At 61.6% G+C, this 16,417-nt stretch carries 18 protein-coding genes; 2 read left to right on the top strand and 16 right to left on the bottom strand.

Going from position 1 to position 16,417, the window contains the following annotated elements:
• Positions 1-100: 100 nt before the first annotated feature.
• The 16 genes from ACNQ62_RS07045 to ACNQ62_RS06970 form a co-directional block, all read right to left on the bottom strand.
• Entirely contained in the window at positions 101-1,279 is a 1,179-nt protein-coding gene (locus ACNQ62_RS07045) for a DegT/DnrJ/EryC1/StrS family aminotransferase (protein ID WP_418094492.1), read from the bottom strand.
• 95 nt (positions 1,280-1,374) lie between these two features.
• Positions 1,375-2,679, bottom strand: coding sequence for an NAD(P)/FAD-dependent oxidoreductase (locus tag ACNQ62_RS07040; RefSeq protein ID WP_418094491.1), 1,305 nt, complete (start codon positions 2,677-2,679; stop codon positions 1,375-1,377).
• A 73-nt stretch (positions 2,680-2,752) separates the two neighbouring features.
• The gene (locus ACNQ62_RS07035) at positions 2,753-4,111 is read right to left on the bottom strand and encodes a glutamine synthetase family protein (protein WP_037944976.1); all 1,359 of its coding nucleotides are present in this window, start codon (positions 4,109-4,111) and stop codon (positions 2,753-2,755) included.
• A complete protein-coding gene (locus ACNQ62_RS07030; protein WP_168592374.1) occupies positions 4,111-4,791 on the bottom strand; it encodes a type 1 glutamine amidotransferase in 681 nt (226 codons plus the stop codon). Before ACNQ62_RS07030 ends, ACNQ62_RS07035 begins: the two co-directional genes overlap by 1 nt.
• A 13-nt stretch (positions 4,792-4,804) precedes the next feature.
• Positions 4,805-6,139, bottom strand: a complete 1,335-nt coding sequence (locus ACNQ62_RS07025; protein WP_005852447.1) for a glutamine synthetase family protein — start codon at positions 6,137-6,139, stop codon at positions 4,805-4,807.
• Positions 6,140-6,236: 97 nt separating this feature from the next.
• Positions 6,237-7,043 carry an ABC transporter permease gene (locus ACNQ62_RS07020; RefSeq protein WP_064216931.1) on the bottom strand — a complete coding sequence of 269 codons (807 nt, stop codon included), beginning with the start codon at positions 7,041-7,043 and terminating at the stop codon, positions 6,237-6,239.
• Complete coding sequence (locus ACNQ62_RS07015) at positions 7,040-7,921, bottom strand: ABC transporter permease (protein WP_418094704.1); 882 nt, start codon at positions 7,919-7,921, stop codon at positions 7,040-7,042. Before ACNQ62_RS07015 ends, ACNQ62_RS07020 begins: the two co-directional genes overlap by 4 nt.
• A 109-nt stretch (positions 7,922-8,030) precedes the next feature.
• Complete coding sequence (locus ACNQ62_RS07010; protein WP_005852453.1) at positions 8,031-8,765, bottom strand: transporter substrate-binding domain-containing protein; 735 nt, start codon at positions 8,763-8,765, stop codon at positions 8,031-8,033.
• Positions 8,766-8,801: 36 nt separating this feature from the next.
• The gene (locus tag ACNQ62_RS07005) at positions 8,802-9,578 is read right to left on the bottom strand and encodes an ABC transporter ATP-binding protein (RefSeq protein ID WP_005852455.1); all 777 of its coding nucleotides are present in this window, start codon (positions 9,576-9,578) and stop codon (positions 8,802-8,804) included.
• A gap of 127 nt (positions 9,579-9,705) precedes the next feature.
• On the bottom strand, positions 9,706-10,146 hold the full coding sequence (locus tag ACNQ62_RS07000; protein ID WP_005852457.1) for a TerB family tellurite resistance protein: 441 nt from the start codon (positions 10,144-10,146) through the stop codon (positions 9,706-9,708).
• Between the two features lie 37 nt (positions 10,147-10,183).
• Complete coding sequence (locus tag ACNQ62_RS06995) at positions 10,184-10,621, bottom strand: TerB family tellurite resistance protein (RefSeq protein ID WP_064216932.1); 438 nt, start codon at positions 10,619-10,621, stop codon at positions 10,184-10,186.
• A gap of 149 nt (positions 10,622-10,770) precedes the next feature.
• On the bottom strand, positions 10,771-11,064 hold the full coding sequence (locus ACNQ62_RS06990) for a DUF1330 domain-containing protein (protein WP_005852461.1): 294 nt from the start codon (positions 11,062-11,064) through the stop codon (positions 10,771-10,773).
• 10 nt (positions 11,065-11,074) lie between these two features.
• Positions 11,075-11,857: a 23S rRNA (adenine(2030)-N(6))-methyltransferase RlmJ gene (gene rlmJ, locus ACNQ62_RS06985; protein WP_418094490.1), complete on the bottom strand. Its 783-nt coding sequence runs from the start codon at positions 11,855-11,857 to the stop codon at positions 11,075-11,077.
• Between the two features lie 24 nt (positions 11,858-11,881).
• Positions 11,882-13,531 carry a CTP synthase gene (locus tag ACNQ62_RS06980; RefSeq protein WP_005852465.1) on the bottom strand — a complete coding sequence of 550 codons (1,650 nt, stop codon included), beginning with the start codon at positions 13,529-13,531 and terminating at the stop codon, positions 11,882-11,884.
• A 177-nt stretch (positions 13,532-13,708) separates the two neighbouring features.
• Positions 13,709-14,077: a preprotein translocase subunit SecG gene (gene secG / locus ACNQ62_RS06975; RefSeq protein ID WP_037943847.1), complete on the bottom strand. Its 369-nt coding sequence runs from the start codon at positions 14,075-14,077 to the stop codon at positions 13,709-13,711.
• A 119-nt stretch (positions 14,078-14,196) separates the two neighbouring features.
• On the bottom strand, positions 14,197-14,592 hold the full coding sequence (locus ACNQ62_RS06970) for a DUF6524 family protein (RefSeq protein ID WP_289079897.1): 396 nt from the start codon (positions 14,590-14,592) through the stop codon (positions 14,197-14,199).
• Positions 14,593-14,807: 215 nt separating this feature from the next.
• Here ACNQ62_RS06970 and ACNQ62_RS06965 point away from each other — a divergent pair, with 215 nt between their 5' ends.
• On the top strand, positions 14,808-16,103 hold the full coding sequence (locus tag ACNQ62_RS06965) for an adenylosuccinate synthase (protein ID WP_005852471.1): 1,296 nt from the start codon (positions 14,808-14,810) through the stop codon (positions 16,101-16,103).
• Between the two features lie 54 nt (positions 16,104-16,157).
• Complete coding sequence (locus tag ACNQ62_RS06960) at positions 16,158-16,388, top strand: DUF2842 domain-containing protein (RefSeq protein WP_005852473.1); 231 nt, start codon at positions 16,158-16,160, stop codon at positions 16,386-16,388.
• Positions 16,389-16,417 lie beyond the last annotated feature (29 nt).

The raw sequence follows: 16,417 nt of genomic DNA, 5'->3' as shown, positions 1-16,417 counted from the left end.
TTGGCCCCCGTTTGAACGGTTAAAGCCCACCCGCTGACGGGTGGGCTTTGGTGTGTCTGCCGGATGCCTCCGGCGGGAGTTTATCTGGCAAAATGAAGCCTCAGGCCGCGGCGGATTTCGTCACCGTCGCCAGCGCCCCGAGCAGCACATTCACAATCGCGTCGAGCTCGGCTGGTTGCAGTTGCACGGGCAGGCGCACATCGCAGGCGGTCATCAACATGGCGCGGGTGCGGGGCAGGTCGGGCAGGTCCTTGATGAACTGCCAGTTCCAGAAGGCGCGCGCGTTGTCGGTGCTTTGGCCGAAGACCTGAACCTTGACGCCGGCCTTGGCGCTGGCTTCGGCGAAGGCGTGGATGGCGGCATCGTCCAGCCCGACCAGATTGAACTGGATGGAATCCGGCGCGCGGGTTTCTGGGGGCAGCGGGGCGGGGACGTCGATCTGGGGGGCGGCGTTCAGCTTGGCCGCGACGTAGTCGTGGTTGCGCAGCCCGTCGGCCACACGGCGGGGCAGTTCGGCCAGTTGGGCCCGCACCAGAACCGCTGACAGGTTGTTGAGACGCAAGTTATAAAGCGGCAGTTTATTCTGCCAACGCGCGCAGGCGTCCGCGATGCCGGGGTGTTTCTTCCAGTTGTGTTCATAGGCGCCGGACATGATGATCGCACGGGCCACCAGATCGGCGTCGTCGGTGATCAGGATGCCGCCTTCGCCCGCGTTGACCATCTTGTAGGACTGGAAGGAAAAGCAGCCGATCTTGCCGATGGTGCCGATCTTGCGATCGTGCCAGAGGGTGCCGAGTGAATGGGCCGCATCCTCGATCACCGGCACATTTGCGGCATCGCACAGCTGCATGATCGCATCCATATCCGAGGTATGCCCCCGCATGTGGCTGATGATCACCGCGTCGACACCCGGTAGCTTGGCGGCGAAATCCGACATATCGATCCGGTAGTTTTCCCCGACCTCGCAGAGCACCGGTGTATAATTGGCGTGGATCACGGCAGAGGGCACGGCCGCGAAGGTAAAGCCGGGGATCAGCACCTTGGCGTTCTGCGGCAGGTCCAGCGCCAGCAGCGACAGAAACAGCGCGGCAGAGCAGGACGACACCGCCAGCGCATAGCGGCTGCCCATCATCTGCGCAAACTCGGCCTCCAGCAGGGACACCGGCGCATCGGCGGCAGCGGTGTAGCGAAACAGATCGCCGCTTTGCAACAGCTGCTCTATCTCGGCGCGGGCTGTGTCGGGAATGGCTTCGGCGCTGTGCATGTCGGGCAGGGTCATATTTCAATATCCTGAATGTTTGTTTTCAGAATGGTAAAACAATGCGCCTATGGGACCAAGTCTTTTCCCCGTTCCGCTTCATGAATGTTTTGTGACTATATCCCCAGACGGTCGCGCAGGCTGAACCAGCTCATGGCGAGCGCGAGCAGCGGGCTGCGCAGCGCGCCGCCGCCAGGGAAGGTCGGCGTGGGCAGGGCGCTCATCGTGTCAAAGCCGTCGCCATCGCCCTGGATCGCACGGGCCATCAGCTGTCCTGCGTGGATCGCGGTGCCGACGCCGTGGCCGGAATAGCCCGAAGCCGACAGGATGTTCGGGGCCACGCGGGCCAGAAAGGGCAGCCGCTTCATGGTGATCGCCAGCGTGCCGCCCCAGGCATAGTCGATCCTGACGTCGCGCAGCGCAGGGAAACCCTGGCCCATGGGTTTGCGCGCCTTGGCGGCGAGGTCGCTGGGAAAGCGGTAGCCATAGCTTTCGCCGCCGCCGAACAGCAGCCGCCCATCATGGCTGAGCCGGAAATAATTCACCACGAATTTGCTATCGGCCACGGCGACATCCCGGGGCAGCACGTCTTTCACGCGGTCGCCCAAGGGTTCGGTGGCGACGATAAAGTTGTTGATCGGCATGACCTTGGCCGCGACCTTGCGGTTCAGCCCGCCCAAATAGCCGTTGCAGGCCAGGATCACATGGTCCGCCGTCACCCGCCCGCCGTCGGTCTGCACAGTGGCGGGGCTGCCTTCGGTGATCTGATGCACGGCGCTGCGTTCATAGATCTCGACCCCTGCCGCCTGCGCCGCCCGTGCCAGCCCGAGGGCGAGGTTGAGAGGATGCAGATGCGCGGCCCCCATATCCAGAATACCGCCGCGATAGGCGGGCGATGCACAGACGTTGCGCAGCGCGTCGCGGTCCAACACCTCTATCTGGTCGTAGCCATAGCGGTCCTGCAAGAAGCCGGCATAGGTGTGCAGATGCTCTACGTCACCGGCAGAACTGGCGGTCCAGGCGACGCCGGGCTTGAGGTGGCAATCGATGTCATGGGTCTTGATCAGGCTTTTGACAAGCGCTTTGGCGTCCTGACCCAGATCCCATAGTCGCGTTGCGGTGTCGCGTCCGACCATCTTTTCCAGCGTGTCCTGTTCGACGCGCTGACCACTCCCCAATTGCCCGCCATTGCGCCCCGAGGCCCCAAAGCCCACGCGCTGCGCCTCGACCAGCACGACGCGGCGACCGGCCTGTGCCAGATGCAGCGCAGCCGACAGGCCGGTATAGCCGCCCCCGACAACGCAGACATCCGCGCGCTGATCGCCCTTGAGCGTGGGGTAGGCATCGGTCGGGGTTGCGGTTGCGGCGTACCAGCTGTCTGGATAGCGCCCCGGCGCGTCGTTTGCGTAAAGCAGGTTCATTGCAGATCGGCCCCCTTGGCCGCTTCCAAATGGTCTTAAATCCTCGCCGAAGGCTCCCGCGGGTGCGGCGGGCCTAGACGTTCATCAATAGGTGCTCGCGTTCCCACGGGGAAATCACATGCAGGAACTCTTCGTATTCCGCGCGTTTGACGATGGCGTAGACGCGGGCGAACTCGGGGCCCAACACCTCGTGCAGGGTCGTGGCCTCTTCAAACAGATCCAGCGCGGATCCCAGCACCTGCGGGATATCCCCGTCGCCGTCATAGGCGTCGCCCTTGAATTCGGCTTTGGGCTTTTTCTGTTCCATCAGACCCAGATAACCGCAGGCGAGCGAGGCGGCGATGCCGAGGTAGGGGTTGCAATCCATCCCGGCGAGGCGGTTCTCGACCCGGCGTGACGCGGGGCCGGAGAGGGGCACGCGGATGCCGGTGGTGCGGTTGTCGCGGCCCCATTCCAGATTGATCGGCGCGGCATGGTCTTTGACGTAGCGCCGGTAGCTGTTCACATAGGGCGCAATGACGGCCAGCGCGTCGGGCATGTGGTTCTGCATGCCGGCGATAAAGTGGTAAAACGCGTCCGTCTCGCCGCCTTGCGGGCCGGAGAAGATGTTCTTGCCCGTCGTGGCATCCAGCACCGAATGGTGGATATGCATGGCGCTGCCGGGTTCGTTGGCGATGGGTTTCGCCATGAAGGTGGCATAGCAATCGTGGCGCAGGGCGGCTTCGCGGATCAGACGTTTGAAATAGAACACCTCGTCGGCCAGCCGCACGGGGTCACCGTGGATCAGGTTGATCTCAAGCTGGCCCGCGCCGCCTTCCTGGGTGATACCGTCAATCTCGAACCCCTGCGCTTCGGCAAAGTCGTAGATGTCGTCGATCACGGGGCCGAATTCATCGACGGCGGTCATGGAATAGGCCTGACGCGCGGCAGCAGGGCGGCCGGAGCGACCCATCATCGGCTTGATCTCATGCGCGGGGTCGAGGTTGCGCGCGACCAGAAAGAATTCCATCTCGGGGGCGACAACCGGCTCCCAGCCTTGCGCGCGATACAGATCGACAACGCGTTTGAGCACATTGCGCGGCGAATATTCTACCGGATTGCCGTCGCGGTCAAAGGCGTCGTGGATCACTTGCAATGTCCAGTCGCCGGTCCAGGGGGCGGCGGTCGCGGTCGAGATATCGGGCCGCAGGATCATGTCTTTTTCGATGAACCCGTCGGCACCGGCGGCGTCGCCCCATTCACCGGTGATGGTCTGGTAGAAGATGCTGTCGGGCAGGTGGAAATATTCCTGCCGTGCGAATTTTGTGGCGGGCACCGCTTTGCCGCGTGCGATGCCGGGGAGGTCGGGGATGATACATTCAACTTCGTCGAGCCGCTTGCCCTCCAGATATTCGCGTGCTGCGGGGGGAAGCTCTTCAAGCCAGTCGGACATCATAATCTCTCTTTCTTGAGGAAATCTGCAATATGGTCGGCGATTTTTGCATTGTCGGTGGGGGCGTCCAGTAGGGCAGAGGCCGCCTGAAGCTGGTGATCGGGCACCACGCCCTTGCCGCGGGTGCGGATCAGCCCGTCGATAAAGTCTTGGGTAAATTCGGGGTGGGGCTGGATGGTCCAGATCTGATCATCATATAGCAGGGCAGCGTTGGCGCAGAAGTCGGAAGCGCCGACCACCTTGGCCCCATCGGGCAGTTGGGTGACCTGATCCTGATGCCAGGCATTCAGGGCCAGGGTCTCTCCGTCGATGGTATATTCGGTGCGGCCCACGGACCAGCCGCCGGCGAACTTCTCGACCTTGCCGCCAAGGGCTTGTGCAATGATCTGGTGGCCAAAGCAGATGCCGACCAGCGGGCGGCCTGCTTCGCGGATGGCGCGGATCAGCTGCTCCAGCGGGGGGATCCAGTCGTGATCCTCGTAGGCACCGTGTTTCGATCCGGTGATCAGCCAGCCGTCCGCATCCACCGCCGAGGCGGGGAAGTCGCCATCGACCACGGACCAGATCTGGAAGTCGAACCCGTGCCCGCCCAGCAATTTGACGAACATGTCGCCATAATCGCCAAGCGCGTCTTTCATATTGTCGGGGGAGTGGCCGGTTTGAAGGATACCGATTTTCATAGGGGGCATCTGATTACACCGTGTCCAGATAGATTTCGACCTGCTCTTGCGGGGTCAGTTCTTGCATATAATGCAGCTCTTGCCGTTTGGTGAGGATAAAGTTGCGCACCATTTCAGGGGCAAAGATACGCTTTACCTCGGCGGAGTTTTCGAACGCGTCGATCGCGGATTTCCAGTCGCCGGGGATTTGCGGCAGGTCGGCGGCATAGGCGTTGCCGGTGATGGGGGCGGGGGGCTCTGCCCCGTCCTCGATGCCGTTCATCGCAGCACCCAGCACGGCGGCCAGCATCAGATAGGGGTTCACGTCGCCGCCCGACACACGGTGTTCGATCCGCCGCGCCTTGTGGCTGCCGGACGGGATACGGATGGAGGAGGTGCGGTTCTCGTAGGCCCAAGAGATCCCCGTGGGGGCGTGGGCACCGGGCACCATACGGTCAAAGCTGTTGGCGTGGGGCGCAAAGACCAACGCGCAACCGGCCATGGCATTCATACAACCCGCCACCGCGTGACGCATGATCGCCGTGCCTTGGGGGCCGCCGTCGTCAAAGACATTGTTGCCGTTCTTGTCGAGCACCGAGAAATGCGTGTGCAAACCAGATCCGGGGTAATCTTCGTAGGGTTTCGCCATAAAGCTTGCGGCAAAGCCGTGGCGGCGGGCGAGGCCCTTGACCAGCATCTTGAACAGCCAGGCATCATCGGCGGCGCGCAGGGCGTCGTCGCAATGCATGAGGTTGATCTCGAACTGGCCCAGACCCGCTTCGGAAATGGCGGTGTCGGCGGGGATGTCCATCTCTTCGCAGGCGTCATAAAGATCGGTGAAGAATTCATCGAACTGGTCCAGCGCGCGGATCGACAGGGTTTCGGCGGCCTTGCGGCGTTTGCCCGACCGCGGCGACAGCGGCACCTGCAGTTTGCGGCCCGAATCGTCGATCAGGAAAAACTCAAGCTCGACCGCGCAGACCGGCGTCAGCCCGCGATCCTTGTAGCGTTCGACCACCGCGCGCAGGGCATGGCGCGGGTCGCCGCCATAGGGGCGCCCGTCTTCGTGGAACATCCAGATCGGCAGCAGCGCAGAGGGCGCATCAAGCCAGGGCATCGGCAGAAAGCCGCGTTCGGTCGGGTGCAGGATGCCATCGGCATCGCCGCTTTCAAACACCAGCGGGCTGTCGTCGATGTCTTCGCCCCAGATATCGAGGTTCAGCACCGACATCGGAAAGCGCGTGCCGTCCTCTACCACCTTGTCGGCAAAACGCGTGGGGATGCGCTTGCCGCGGGCCTGACCATTGAGGTCGGCGGCGGCCACACGGATTGTGCGGACCTGAGGATGTTTGCGGAGCCAGTTTTTCATATCACACCTTGCAAGCGGCGGGCATGAACGGCGTTCTTACAACGTGAAAACCGGGGGTAGCGCCCACGCGCTAAATAATTTGATCAAAAAACAGATACTACCGGATCAGATTTAGACGCAAGCGAATTTTCCGCACCGCAGCCTGAGGCACATGGCGGTTCAAACGGCGGTTGATCAGCCCGAAGATGGCGATGATCACCAGCGTCAGCAAAATGAAGTAGCCCGCCAGAATGGGGTAGGGGATAAACGGGTTAAACGTCTTGTCCGCGAAATAGCTGGCGTAATACAGCGCGTCCCCGCGTTGTTGCAGCGCCGGAAAACCGGTGAAAAACACCAGCGTTGTCGCATGAAACAGGAAGATCGCCTCGTTTGTATAGGCGGGCCATGCCAGCCGCAGCATGGTGGGCCAGATGATGCGCTTGAACCGCGACCAGCCGGAAATGCCGTAGGCATCGGCGGCTTCGGTGTCGCCCTTGGGGATGGATTGCAGCGCGCCATAGAATATCTCGGCCGAGTAGGCAGAGGTGTTGAAGAACAGAACAATCAGCGCCCCAAGCCACGCAGAGGTGAACATATCAAAGAACGGGTGCACAGATTTTAGGCTAAGGAACAGGAAATAGCCAAAGAAGAACTGGATGAACAAGGGCGAGCCGCGGAACAGGAAGATGAACCATTCGGCCGGTTTGCGCAGCCAAGGGCTGGGGTGGGCCTTGGCCACGGCCAGCGCGGTCGCCAGCAGGAAGCCGCTGACCAGCGCGAAAAACCCGTAGTAGACATTCCAGATCATGCCCGACCCGATCAGGGTGAACTGGTCACACAGCGTAAAGTCGCTGCGCGGCAGCAGCCGTTCGCCATAGCCAAGCGAGCGCAGCCCGTAGGATTGGATGGTTTCCCAACAGGTCATGCCGCTGCCTTTCGCTGTGCTTCGCCGCCGGCGGTGGCCTGACCCTTGGTCAGACGGCGCATCAGCCGGTCGAGCACGATTTCAGACACACGGGTAAAGCAGAGGTAGAACACCAGCAGCGCCAGAAAATACCACATGCGCCAGTCGGGGTGGGGGTAATCGGTAAAGCGCGGGGTCTTGGCTCCGCCCAGATCACGCGCCCAATAGACGATGTCCTCGACGCCCAGCAGGAACAACAGTGGGGTGGCCTTGATCAGCACCATCCACAGGTTCCCCAGACCGGGCAGCGCATAGACCCACATCTGCGGCACAAGGATACGCCAGAAGGTCTGGCGCAGGGTCATGCCATACGCCTCGCCGGTCTCGATCTGGGCGCGGGGCACAGCGCGCATCGCGCCATAAAGCACATTGGCGGCAAAGGCCCCGAAAACGATGGCAAAGGTCAGCACCGCAAGCGAAAAGCCATAGGCCTCGTGGACCCATTGGGCAGAGTTGCCAAGCGGCATCTTGGCGGCCTGACAGACGATAAAGTCGCTGCCCTGACGGATCGGCTGATCCCAGTCGGGGCATTTCACCTTGTGGCGCAGGTATTCGATGCCCTGATCCAGCGCGATGACGAAGAACAGGAAGAAGGCGATGTCGGGCACGCCGCGCACAATGGCGATATAGGCGCGGCCCAGCCATGACAGGGGCGCAAAGGGCGACCGCGCGGCCATTGCGCCGCCAAAGCCAAAGGCAAGTGCTGCGGGAGCGGTGATGGCGAGCAGCAGCAAGACGGTGCCGAATGCACCATAAAAGGCCAAATGCTTGCCCGTGGTCAGGTAGCACGTCAGCCACGACAGGCCGGAAAGCGTTTCTGGGTCGGTGCAGGCAAAAATGGCGGAATGTCCCGGTGGTATGCGCCCTTTGGCGGGCGTCTGGATTTGGGTCTTTAATCAGATCGGCAGGCAGAGAAAAGGGGCGGCATCTGCGCCGCCCCGATCATGATCAGAATGTATTGGCGTCTTCGCCGAACCATTTGATGATCAGCTTGTTCAGGCTGCCATCGTCCTTCATGGACTGGATCGCGGCGTCGAATTTCGCTTTCAGCTCTGTGTCGCTTTCGCGCAGGCCAAGGCCGATGCCGCCGCCCAGTGGCACGTCGTCACCGACAAAGACCATCTCGCCGCCGGATTCCTCGACCGTGGGGACCAGCGCGTCCTTGTCGGCGAAAACCGCATCCGCTTCGCCATTGTTCACGGCTGCGACGGTTTCATCATAGGTGGCGAATTCCAGCAGGGTGGCACCGGATTCAGCCACGTGACCGGCCTGGATCGTGCTGGTCTGTGCTGCAACAACACCGCCCATCACATCGGCATCCGCCGATTTCGCCGCATAGGCGGAAGCCGCGGGCGGGAAGTAGTTCTGTGTGAAATCAATCACTTCTTCACGCTCGTCGGTGATGCTCATACCGGCGATGATGGTGTCGTAGTTGCCCGACGTGAGGTTCGGGATGATGCTGTCCCATTCGTTGGTGACCCATTCGCAGGTCAGCTCGGCACGGGCGCAAAGCTCGTCCCCGACTTCGCGCTCAAAGCCGTCTACTTCGCCCGCGTCATTCAGGAAGTTATAGGGAGGGTAGGCCCCTTCGGTCCCCATGCGGATGGTCTTGCCGTGGGCGTCTGCCATGGCGAAACCGGTGCTGAGCGCCAGTGCGGCGGTTGCAAGAACGAGTGTTTTCATTTTTGAAGTCTCCCAGTTTATTGTTTTTAGGTGGTTTTACTCTGCGTGAGTGGCCGAGAGGAACCCGCGCAGACGTTCTGATTTAGGGGCGCCGAACAGGTCTTCGGGGGCCCCTTGTTCTTCGATCAAACCCTGATGCAGGAACACGACGTGATCCGAGACATCGGCCGCCAGTTTCATATCATGGGTTACGATCATCATGGTCCGCCCTTCGGCGGCCAGATCCTTGATGACTTTGACGACCTCTTGCTCAAGCTCGGGGTCCAGCGCCGAGGTCGGTTCGTCGAATAGCAATGCTTCGGGCTCCATACACAGCCCGCGTGCGATGGCGGCGCGTTGTTGCTGGCCGCCCGACAGTTGCGCCGGAAAGACATCGCATTTGTCGCCGATGCCCACCTTGTCGAGATAGGCCCGCGCGGCGGCCTCAACCTCGGCGCGGTCGCGGCGCAGGACGGTCAGCGGGGCCTCCATCACGTTTTGAAGGATCGTCATATGGGACCACAGGTTGAACTGTTGGAACACCATCGACAAATTTGTGCGGATGCGCAGCACCTGTTTTGGATCGGCAGGGCGGCGGTGGTGGCCGGTGCCTTTCCAGGTGACGGCCTCGCCGTTGAAGCGCAGATCGCCCTCTTGGCTGTCTTCCAGCAGGTTGCAGCAGCGCAGCAGCGTCGATTTGCCGGAGCCGGACGACCCGATCAGCGAGATGACGTGCCCGCGCGGGGCCTTGACCGACACCCCCTTGAGCACCTCCAGAGGGCCATAAGCCTTGTGAAGATTGTTGATCTCAATAACGGGGGGCTGATCTGTCACTGTGCTGCCTTATTGTGCATTCCGCAGCAAGTTAAGGTGATTTCAAGGGGGATTTGCAATCCAGAACTTGGGTTTTGCCCAATAATTCAACGCTTGACCCCGCGTAAATTCACCGCCTGCGCGTAAACTAGTCTTTGTCTTCAATCTGCTTGCGCACGATGGCGCTGTCGGTGTCTGTGACCCCCAGCAAGTTGGCCACCAAACGCAGCAATGCGTTTTCCTCGTCAGAGCGGCTGCCATCGGCCAGCACGACTTCCCACAGGGCTTTGATCACGGCAAGGCGGTCGTCATAGGGGACGGCATCCTTGATCGCGCGGGTAAAGCGGACGGTATCGGGGGCTTCGGCTTCCAGCGCTTCGGCGTCGGCGCGCAGGGAGGCGGTGCCGTCAGCGTCCAGCGCATAGCGTTTCGCGATGATCTGGTCGATGCGCGCGCGCTCGGACGGGGCGTATTCATTATCCGACTTGGCGATGCGCACCAAAAGCGCGGTCAGCGCAAGGCGGGCATCCCCATCGGGAAGCTGGGCGGGATCAGGCTGGGTCAGCCGTTTGATGAATTCTGCGAACATGGGCGTGATATAGAGCGGTTGCGGCGCAAGGCCAAGGTCACAAAGCGTTCAGCGCTTTTTCGCGGGCGGCGGTCATGTCGGCGTCGCTAAGGCCAAGCGCGGTTTCAATGGCCAGCAGCTGGATCTCTTCGTCGTCGTCACGTGCGCCATCGGCCAGCGCCACAGACCACATCGCATCGCCAAGCGCCTTGCGGTCCTCATAGGCGACTTCCTCGCGCAGGATCTGGGCGAATTCGGGCGTACCGGGGGCGTGGCGTTCCAGCGCTTCGCAGGTGGCGCGCAGTTTCGCGGCCTCGATCGGTTTCAGGCCAAAGGTCTGGGCGAGAATGCGGTCGATCTGCCCCACTTCGGCAGCGCGGTAGGTGCGGTCGGCCAGCGCCACACGCACCAGCAACGCGCCAAGGGCAAGCTGGGGGGTCGGCTGTGGCAGCGGCTTGGGGTCCGGCTTGCGGCGGGGAAATAGACGTTCAAACATGGCAACTCTTTATCCTTGCGGGCACATGAGGCTAACCCGATTCCGCGCGCAGCGTTCCGTTTTTCCCATATTCGCAAAGGGGTGATGTATAAAAAGCGCAATGCCGCAGGGGCAGGCGGGGCGGGGGCGTCAGGGGGCCTGTCGCGGCCTCAGGCGTCATACCCTTCGACGATGACCAGATTCCCGTCAGAGACGGAGGACCGGATATCCTTGGCCGCCTGATACCCCTCGCTTTCATAGCAGGCCACCGCATCGGCCAGCGAGGCAAATTCGATCACCACGATGCGCGGGTGCGACGTGCCTTCGCGGATGTCGGGCGCGGCCCCACGCACCAGAAACTTCGCCCCGAAATCGGCAAAGGGCTTGGCGTTGGCGGCGCGGTATTTGTCGTAGACTTCGGCATCATGCACGTCGACGTTAGCGATCCAGTAACCTTTGGGCATCGGGGGCTCCTTATCGGGGTAGGGTTTTGAACTTGGCCGCCAGACGGGCCGCTTCTTCTTTCAGCCCAAAGGGCGGGTTCAGCACGAACATGCCAGAACCGACCATCCCGTGACCGGGGCGCGCAGGGGCAAAGCTGACCTCGTGACGCAGGGCCTCGGGGTGGGCCCCCATCAGCGCGCTGAGCATCGGTTGATGCGCTTTATTGGTCAAAATCGGATACCACAGCGCAATGACGCCGACGTTCCACGCGCGCGCCAGCTTGCCAATGTGGCGCGGGATATCGGCGTAGTCTGTCTTGATCTCGAAGCTGGGGTCGATCAGCATCAGGCCACGGCGCGGCGTGGGCGGGGTCAGGGCGAAAGCCATGTCGAACCCGTCGCGGTGGTGGCATTTGACGTCATAGGGCGACATCGCCAGATCAAGGGCGGCATGTTCGCCGGGGTGCAGTTCGGCCAGATGGATGCTGTCGCTGTCGCGCAGCAGCTTGCCCGCCAGCAGGGGCGAACCGGGGTAGGCGTCTGCGCCATGTTCAGCGGTGATCTGGTCAAGCACCTGTGCGTAAGGATGCGCATCGTCGAACCAGCCGCGCACGCGGCCAATGCCCTGCGCCGCCTCGCCTGTTTTCAGCGCGGGCGTGTCGGACAGGTCATACAGCGCGCGCCCCGCATGGGTTTCCATATAGGACAGCGGTTTGTCCTTGCGGGTCAGATACCCCAACATCCACGCCAGCAGGCTGTGTTTGTGAACATCGGCCAGATTGCCGGCGTGGTAGATATGTTGGTAGCTGAGCATGCCGTTGGCCGCCTTTCGCGAGGGTCAGACCAGCCGCGACATTTCCTTGGCGGCGCGGATGAAATCCTTGAACAAGGGGTGCGGATCAAAGGGCTTGGATTTGAGTTCGGGGTGGAACTGCACGCCGATGAACCACGGGTGATCGGACCATTCCACGATCTCGGGGAGCATGCCGTCGGGCGACATCCCCGAGAAGGTAAGACCCGCTTTTTCAAGCTGCTCGCGGTAGGCGGTATCGACCTCGTAGCGGTGGCGGTGACGTTCGTCGATGGAGGTGGTGCCATAGACTTTGGCCACGTTCGACCCTTCTTTCAGCGTCGCGTCATAGGCGCCAAGCCGCATGGTGCCGCCTTTGTCGTCGTCGACCTTGCGTTCAACCTTGTGGTTGCCCTGCACCCATTCCTTGAGGTGGTAGACCACGGGCTCGAACCGTTTCTTGCCGGTGGATTCGTGGTCGAATTCTTCCGAGCCTGCGGTCGTCAGGCCGGCGACGTTGCGCGCGGCTTCGATCACGGCCATCTGCATGCCCAGACAGATCCCCAGATAGGGGACTTTCTGCTCGCGGGCGTATTGCGCCGCCTTGATCTTGCCCTCGGTGCCGCGTTCGCCAAAGCCGCCGGGCACGAGGATCGCGTGGAACCCTTCGAGGTGGGCCGATACATCATCGCTTTGATCAAAGACCTCGGCATCGACCCAGTCGATCTTGACCTTGACGCGGTTGGCCATGCCCCCGTGGGTCAGCGCCTCTGCAATCGACTTATAGGCATCTTCCAGCTGGGTATATTTGCCGACGATGGCGACGTTCACTTCGCCTTCGGGGTTGTGCACGCGGTCAGAGACATCGCGCCAGACCGACAGTTCGGGCTTGGGTGCTGGGGAAATATCGAAAGCATCCAGCACTGCCTGATCCAGACCCTGCGCATGATAGGCCAGCGGCGCGTCATAGATGGTTTTCAGGTCATAGGCCGCGACCACGGCTTCTTTGCGGACGTTACAGAACAGGGCGATTTTCTCGCGCTCTTTCTCGGGGATGGGGTGTTCGGAGCGGCAGACCAGAATATCCGGCGCGATCCCGATGCTTTGCAGTTCCTTGACGGAGTGTTGCGTCGGCTTGGTCTTCAGCTCGCCGCTGGCCGCGAGATAGGGCAGCAGGGTGAGGTGCATGAAGATACACTGGCCGCGCGGCTTGTCGTGGCTGAATTGGCGGATCGCTTCGAAGAAGGGCAGGCCTTCGATATCGCCGACGGTGCCGCCGATTTCGCACAGCATAAAGTCGACCTCGTCATCGCCGACGTGCAGGAAATCCTTGATCTCGTTGGTGACGTGGGGAATCACCTGAATGGTCTTGCCCAGATAGTCGCCGCGCCGCTCTTTCTCGAGCACGGTGGAATAGACCCGGCCCGAGCTGATCGAATCCGTCTTGCGCGCGGCCACGCCGGTAAAGCGTTCGTAGTGGCCCAGATCCAGATCGGTTTCGGCGCCATCGTCGGTGACGAAAACCTCGCCATGTTCAAAGGGCGACATCGTGCCGGGATCGACGTTCAGATAGGGGTCCAGTTTGCGCAGACGGACGGAGTATCCGCGCGCTTGCAACAAGGCCCCCAAGGCCGCAGAGGCAAGGCCTTTGCCAAGGCTGGAAACCACACCACCGGTGATGAAAATATAGCGTGCCATGTGATGAAGGCCCCCGTGAGTTCAGATTTGATGCGGCAAAAGCCAAGCAATTGAGCTGCGGAAAACCGCAGCATCACGGGACTTAAGCCTAACAGGATTCGGATGGAAAAAGCAAGGCCAAGCCGCAACATCCTGTTGCGTATCTTGGCCCAACCTCAAGCTGTTGTAGTGTCTGGATTAATCCGCAGTCGGCACTTGCGGTGTATTTTCCGCAGGTGTCGGTGGCAGCAGCGCGTCGGCATCGGGCAGCGCTGGTGCGTCACCCTGGTTCAGCGCGGGTGGCGTGCCGCCCAGACGATCGATAACCGAAGACCCGGCAGATTTTTCAGCCGCGATGATGGTCAGCGTGATCGAGGTCACGATAAAGGCCGCGGCCAGAACCCAGGTCAGTTTGCCCATAGCTGTGGCTGCCGAGCGACCGGAAACGGCCCCGCCGCCACCGCCGCCGCCCATGCCAAGGCCGCCCCCTTCGGACCGTTGCAGCAACACGACTGCAATCAGGCCAAGGGCCAGAATGAGATGGACAATCAGGACTACATTTTCCATGGGTACCTACGGCTCTGCGTTTTGGACTTTGGGCGTGTCTAGGCAAGTTTGCCTATGGGGGCAAGGGAGGATTGGCACCCGCGGTGCCGCTTGGGCGGAAAGCCCGTGTGAAAGCCGCCTCAGGTTTCCACATCGTCCACGTCTGCCTGACCGGATACCGCCCTGCGAAAGATGCTCCAGCTGAGGCCGATGCCCAGCACAAAGCTCAGCGCGACAAGGCCGAGCCAGAGGTTAAAGCTGCGGTTGTCCAGCCGCAGAATGCCCAGATCATAAAGCACCCAAAGGCTTGACCCCACCAACGCCAGCACCAGCAGCATCCCCAGCCCGCCGATAGAGCGCAGCGTCGCGCGGAGATAGATCACGTAGCCGATGAACAGCAAAAGCCCCAGCAGCACCGCGATGGACAGGTTCATATGCCCATATCGTTGCGCCCAAGTGATATAGTTATAGGGGGTCGGGTTAAAGGTCGCGGCCAGCAAGACAAAGGCGCAGGCCCAACGTATGATGAATCCCATCTCCGGTACTTCCTTCTTTGATCCGGCATGGGATATCGGTGCAGCCCAGGCAAAGTCTATGGCCCGATGCGAAGTTTCACGGCCCCAAGCTGATAAATGCCCAGAAAAATGACGCGGCGGCGTTTTGGCTGCATTTTACAGTTTCGGTCCCCGACGGTCGTCGCTATACCTCCACGGGTTTGCACGGTTATTTGAACTGTTAAAGGAATATCTTCATGGCCAACGTCGTAGTCGTAGGCGCCCAATGGGGCGACGAAGGAAAAGGCAAAATCGTGGACTGGCTCAGCGAACGGGCCGATGTCATCGCGCGTTTTCAGGGCGGCCATAACGCGGGCCACACATTGGTCATCGACGGCAAGGTCTACAAGCTGCACGCGCTGCCTTCGGGCGTTGTCCGCGGCGGCAAGCTTTCGGTCATCGGCAACGGTGTTGTGCTGGACCCGTGGCACCTGCTGAAAGAGATCGAGACGATCCGCGCCCAAGGCGTAGAGATCACGCCGGAAACGCTGATGATCGCGGAAAACACACCGCTGATCATGCCCTACCACGGCGAGCTGGACCGCGCCCGCGAAGAGGCCGCATCAAAAGGGACCAAAATCGGCACCACCGGTCGCGGCATCGGCCCGTGCTACGAGGATAAAGTCGGCCGCCGCGCCATCCGCGTCGCCGATCTGGCCGATACAGCCACGCTTGAAGCCCGCGTCGACCGCGCGTTGCAGCACCATGATCCGCTGCGCAAGGGTCTGGGCGTCGAAGCCATCGACCGCGACGGGCTGGTTGAACTGCTGAAAGAGATCGCACCGAAGATCCTTGAATACGCAGCACCTGTCTGGAAGGTGATGAACGAAAAGCGCAAGGCCGGTAAGCGTATCCTGTTCGAAGGCGCGCAGGGCGCGCTGCTGGACATCGACTTTGGCACCTATCCTTTCGTCACCTCGTCGAACGTGATTGCAGGGCAGGCGGCGACCGGCGTCGGCATCGGACCGGGCGCGATCAACTATGTGCTGGGCATCGTCAAAGCCTATACCACCCGCGTCGGCGAAGGCCCGTTCCCGACCGAACTGCATGATGCGGACGGCCAGCGTTTGGGCGAGCGGGGCCATGAATTCGGCACCACCACTGGGCGTAAGCGTCGCTGTGGCTGGTTCGATGCGGCTTTGGTGCGCCAGACCTGCGCGACCAGCGGCGTCACCGGCATCTCGCTCACGAAACTGGACGTGCTGGACGGGTTTGAAACGCTCAAGATCTGCACCGGCTACGAGCTGGACGGGGAACAGTTGGACTATCTGCCCACAGCGGCCGACCAGCAAGCCCGCTGCACCCCCATCTACGAGGAAATGCCCGGTTGGTCCGAAAGCACCGAAGGCGCGCGCAGCTGGGCCGATCTGCCCGCGAACGCGATCAAATACGTGCGCCGCGTCGAAGAGCTGATCCAGTGCCCCGTGGCGCTGCTGTCCACCTCGCCAGAGCGGGAAGACACGATTCTGGTCACCGACCCCTTCGCCGATTGATCTGACACGCCGGGGCCCTTCGGGGCCCTTGGCACGTGATGAAAGGACGACACAATGGCCCTTGGATATAAAGCACGCCGCCGGTGGGCGCTGGTCATTCTGCTGATTGGGCTGCCGCTCTATATCATTGCGGCGGTGGTCACCGTGTCGCTGTTTGACCGGCCACCCTTCTGGATCGAACTGGTGATCTATATCGCGCTTGGCGTGGTCTGGGCGATCCCGTTCAAATTTGTGTTCAAGGGGATCGGTCAGGCGGACCCGAACGCGGATCACGACGCAGAATAACCTGTTTCGCCTGCACGTCTTACAGTGTT

It is taken from the genome of Sulfitobacter sp. SBS6 (genome assembly GCF_048285585.1).
Lineage (GTDB): Bacteria > Pseudomonadota > Alphaproteobacteria > Rhodobacterales > Rhodobacteraceae > Sulfitobacter > Sulfitobacter pontiacus.
This window is presented reverse-complemented; position numbering and strand designations above follow the sequence as displayed.

Bases quoted from the DNA above. Each gene is read 5' to 3' on its own strand.
- ACNQ62_RS06990 (WP_005852461.1), bottom strand. From the start codon at position 11,064: ATGCCCAAAGGTTACTGGATCGCTAACGTCGACGTGCATGATGCCGAA.
- ACNQ62_RS07010 (WP_005852453.1), bottom strand. From the start codon at position 8,765: ATGAAAACACTCGTTCTTGCAACCGCCGCACTGGCGCTCAGCACCGGT.
- ACNQ62_RS07030 (WP_168592374.1), bottom strand. From the start codon at position 4,791: ATGAAAATCGGTATCCTTCAAACCGGCCACTCCCCCGACAATATGAAA.
- ACNQ62_RS06980 (WP_005852465.1), bottom strand. From the start codon at position 13,531: ATGGCACGCTATATTTTCATCACCGGTGGTGTGGTTTCCAGCCTTGGC.
- ACNQ62_RS07035 (WP_037944976.1), bottom strand. From the start codon at position 4,111: ATGTCCGACTGGCTTGAAGAGCTTCCCCCCGCAGCACGCGAATATCTG.
- ACNQ62_RS06965 (WP_005852471.1), top strand. From the start codon at position 14,808: ATGGCCAACGTCGTAGTCGTAGGCGCCCAATGGGGCGACGAAGGAAAA.
- ACNQ62_RS06995 (WP_064216932.1), bottom strand. From the start codon at position 10,621: ATGTTTGAACGTCTATTTCCCCGCCGCAAGCCGGACCCCAAGCCGCTG.
- ACNQ62_RS07020 (WP_064216931.1), bottom strand. From the start codon at position 7,043: ATGACCTGTTGGGAAACCATCCAATCCTACGGGCTGCGCTCGCTTGGC.
- ACNQ62_RS07000 (WP_005852457.1), bottom strand. From the start codon at position 10,146: ATGTTCGCAGAATTCATCAAACGGCTGACCCAGCCTGATCCCGCCCAG.
- ACNQ62_RS06960 (WP_005852473.1), top strand. From the start codon at position 16,158: ATGGCCCTTGGATATAAAGCACGCCGCCGGTGGGCGCTGGTCATTCTG.
- ACNQ62_RS07040 (WP_418094491.1), bottom strand. From the start codon at position 2,679: ATGAACCTGCTTTACGCAAACGACGCGCCGGGGCGCTATCCAGACAGC.
- rlmJ (WP_418094490.1), bottom strand. From the start codon at position 11,857: ATGCTCAGCTACCAACATATCTACCACGCCGGCAATCTGGCCGATGTT.
- secG (WP_037943847.1), bottom strand. From the start codon at position 14,077: ATGGAAAATGTAGTCCTGATTGTCCATCTCATTCTGGCCCTTGGCCTG.
- ACNQ62_RS06970 (WP_289079897.1), bottom strand. From the start codon at position 14,592: ATGGGATTCATCATACGTTGGGCCTGCGCCTTTGTCTTGCTGGCCGCG.
- ACNQ62_RS07045 (WP_418094492.1), bottom strand. From the start codon at position 1,279: ATGACCCTGCCCGACATGCACAGCGCCGAAGCCATTCCCGACACAGCC.
- ACNQ62_RS07025 (WP_005852447.1), bottom strand. From the start codon at position 6,139: ATGAAAAACTGGCTCCGCAAACATCCTCAGGTCCGCACAATCCGTGTG.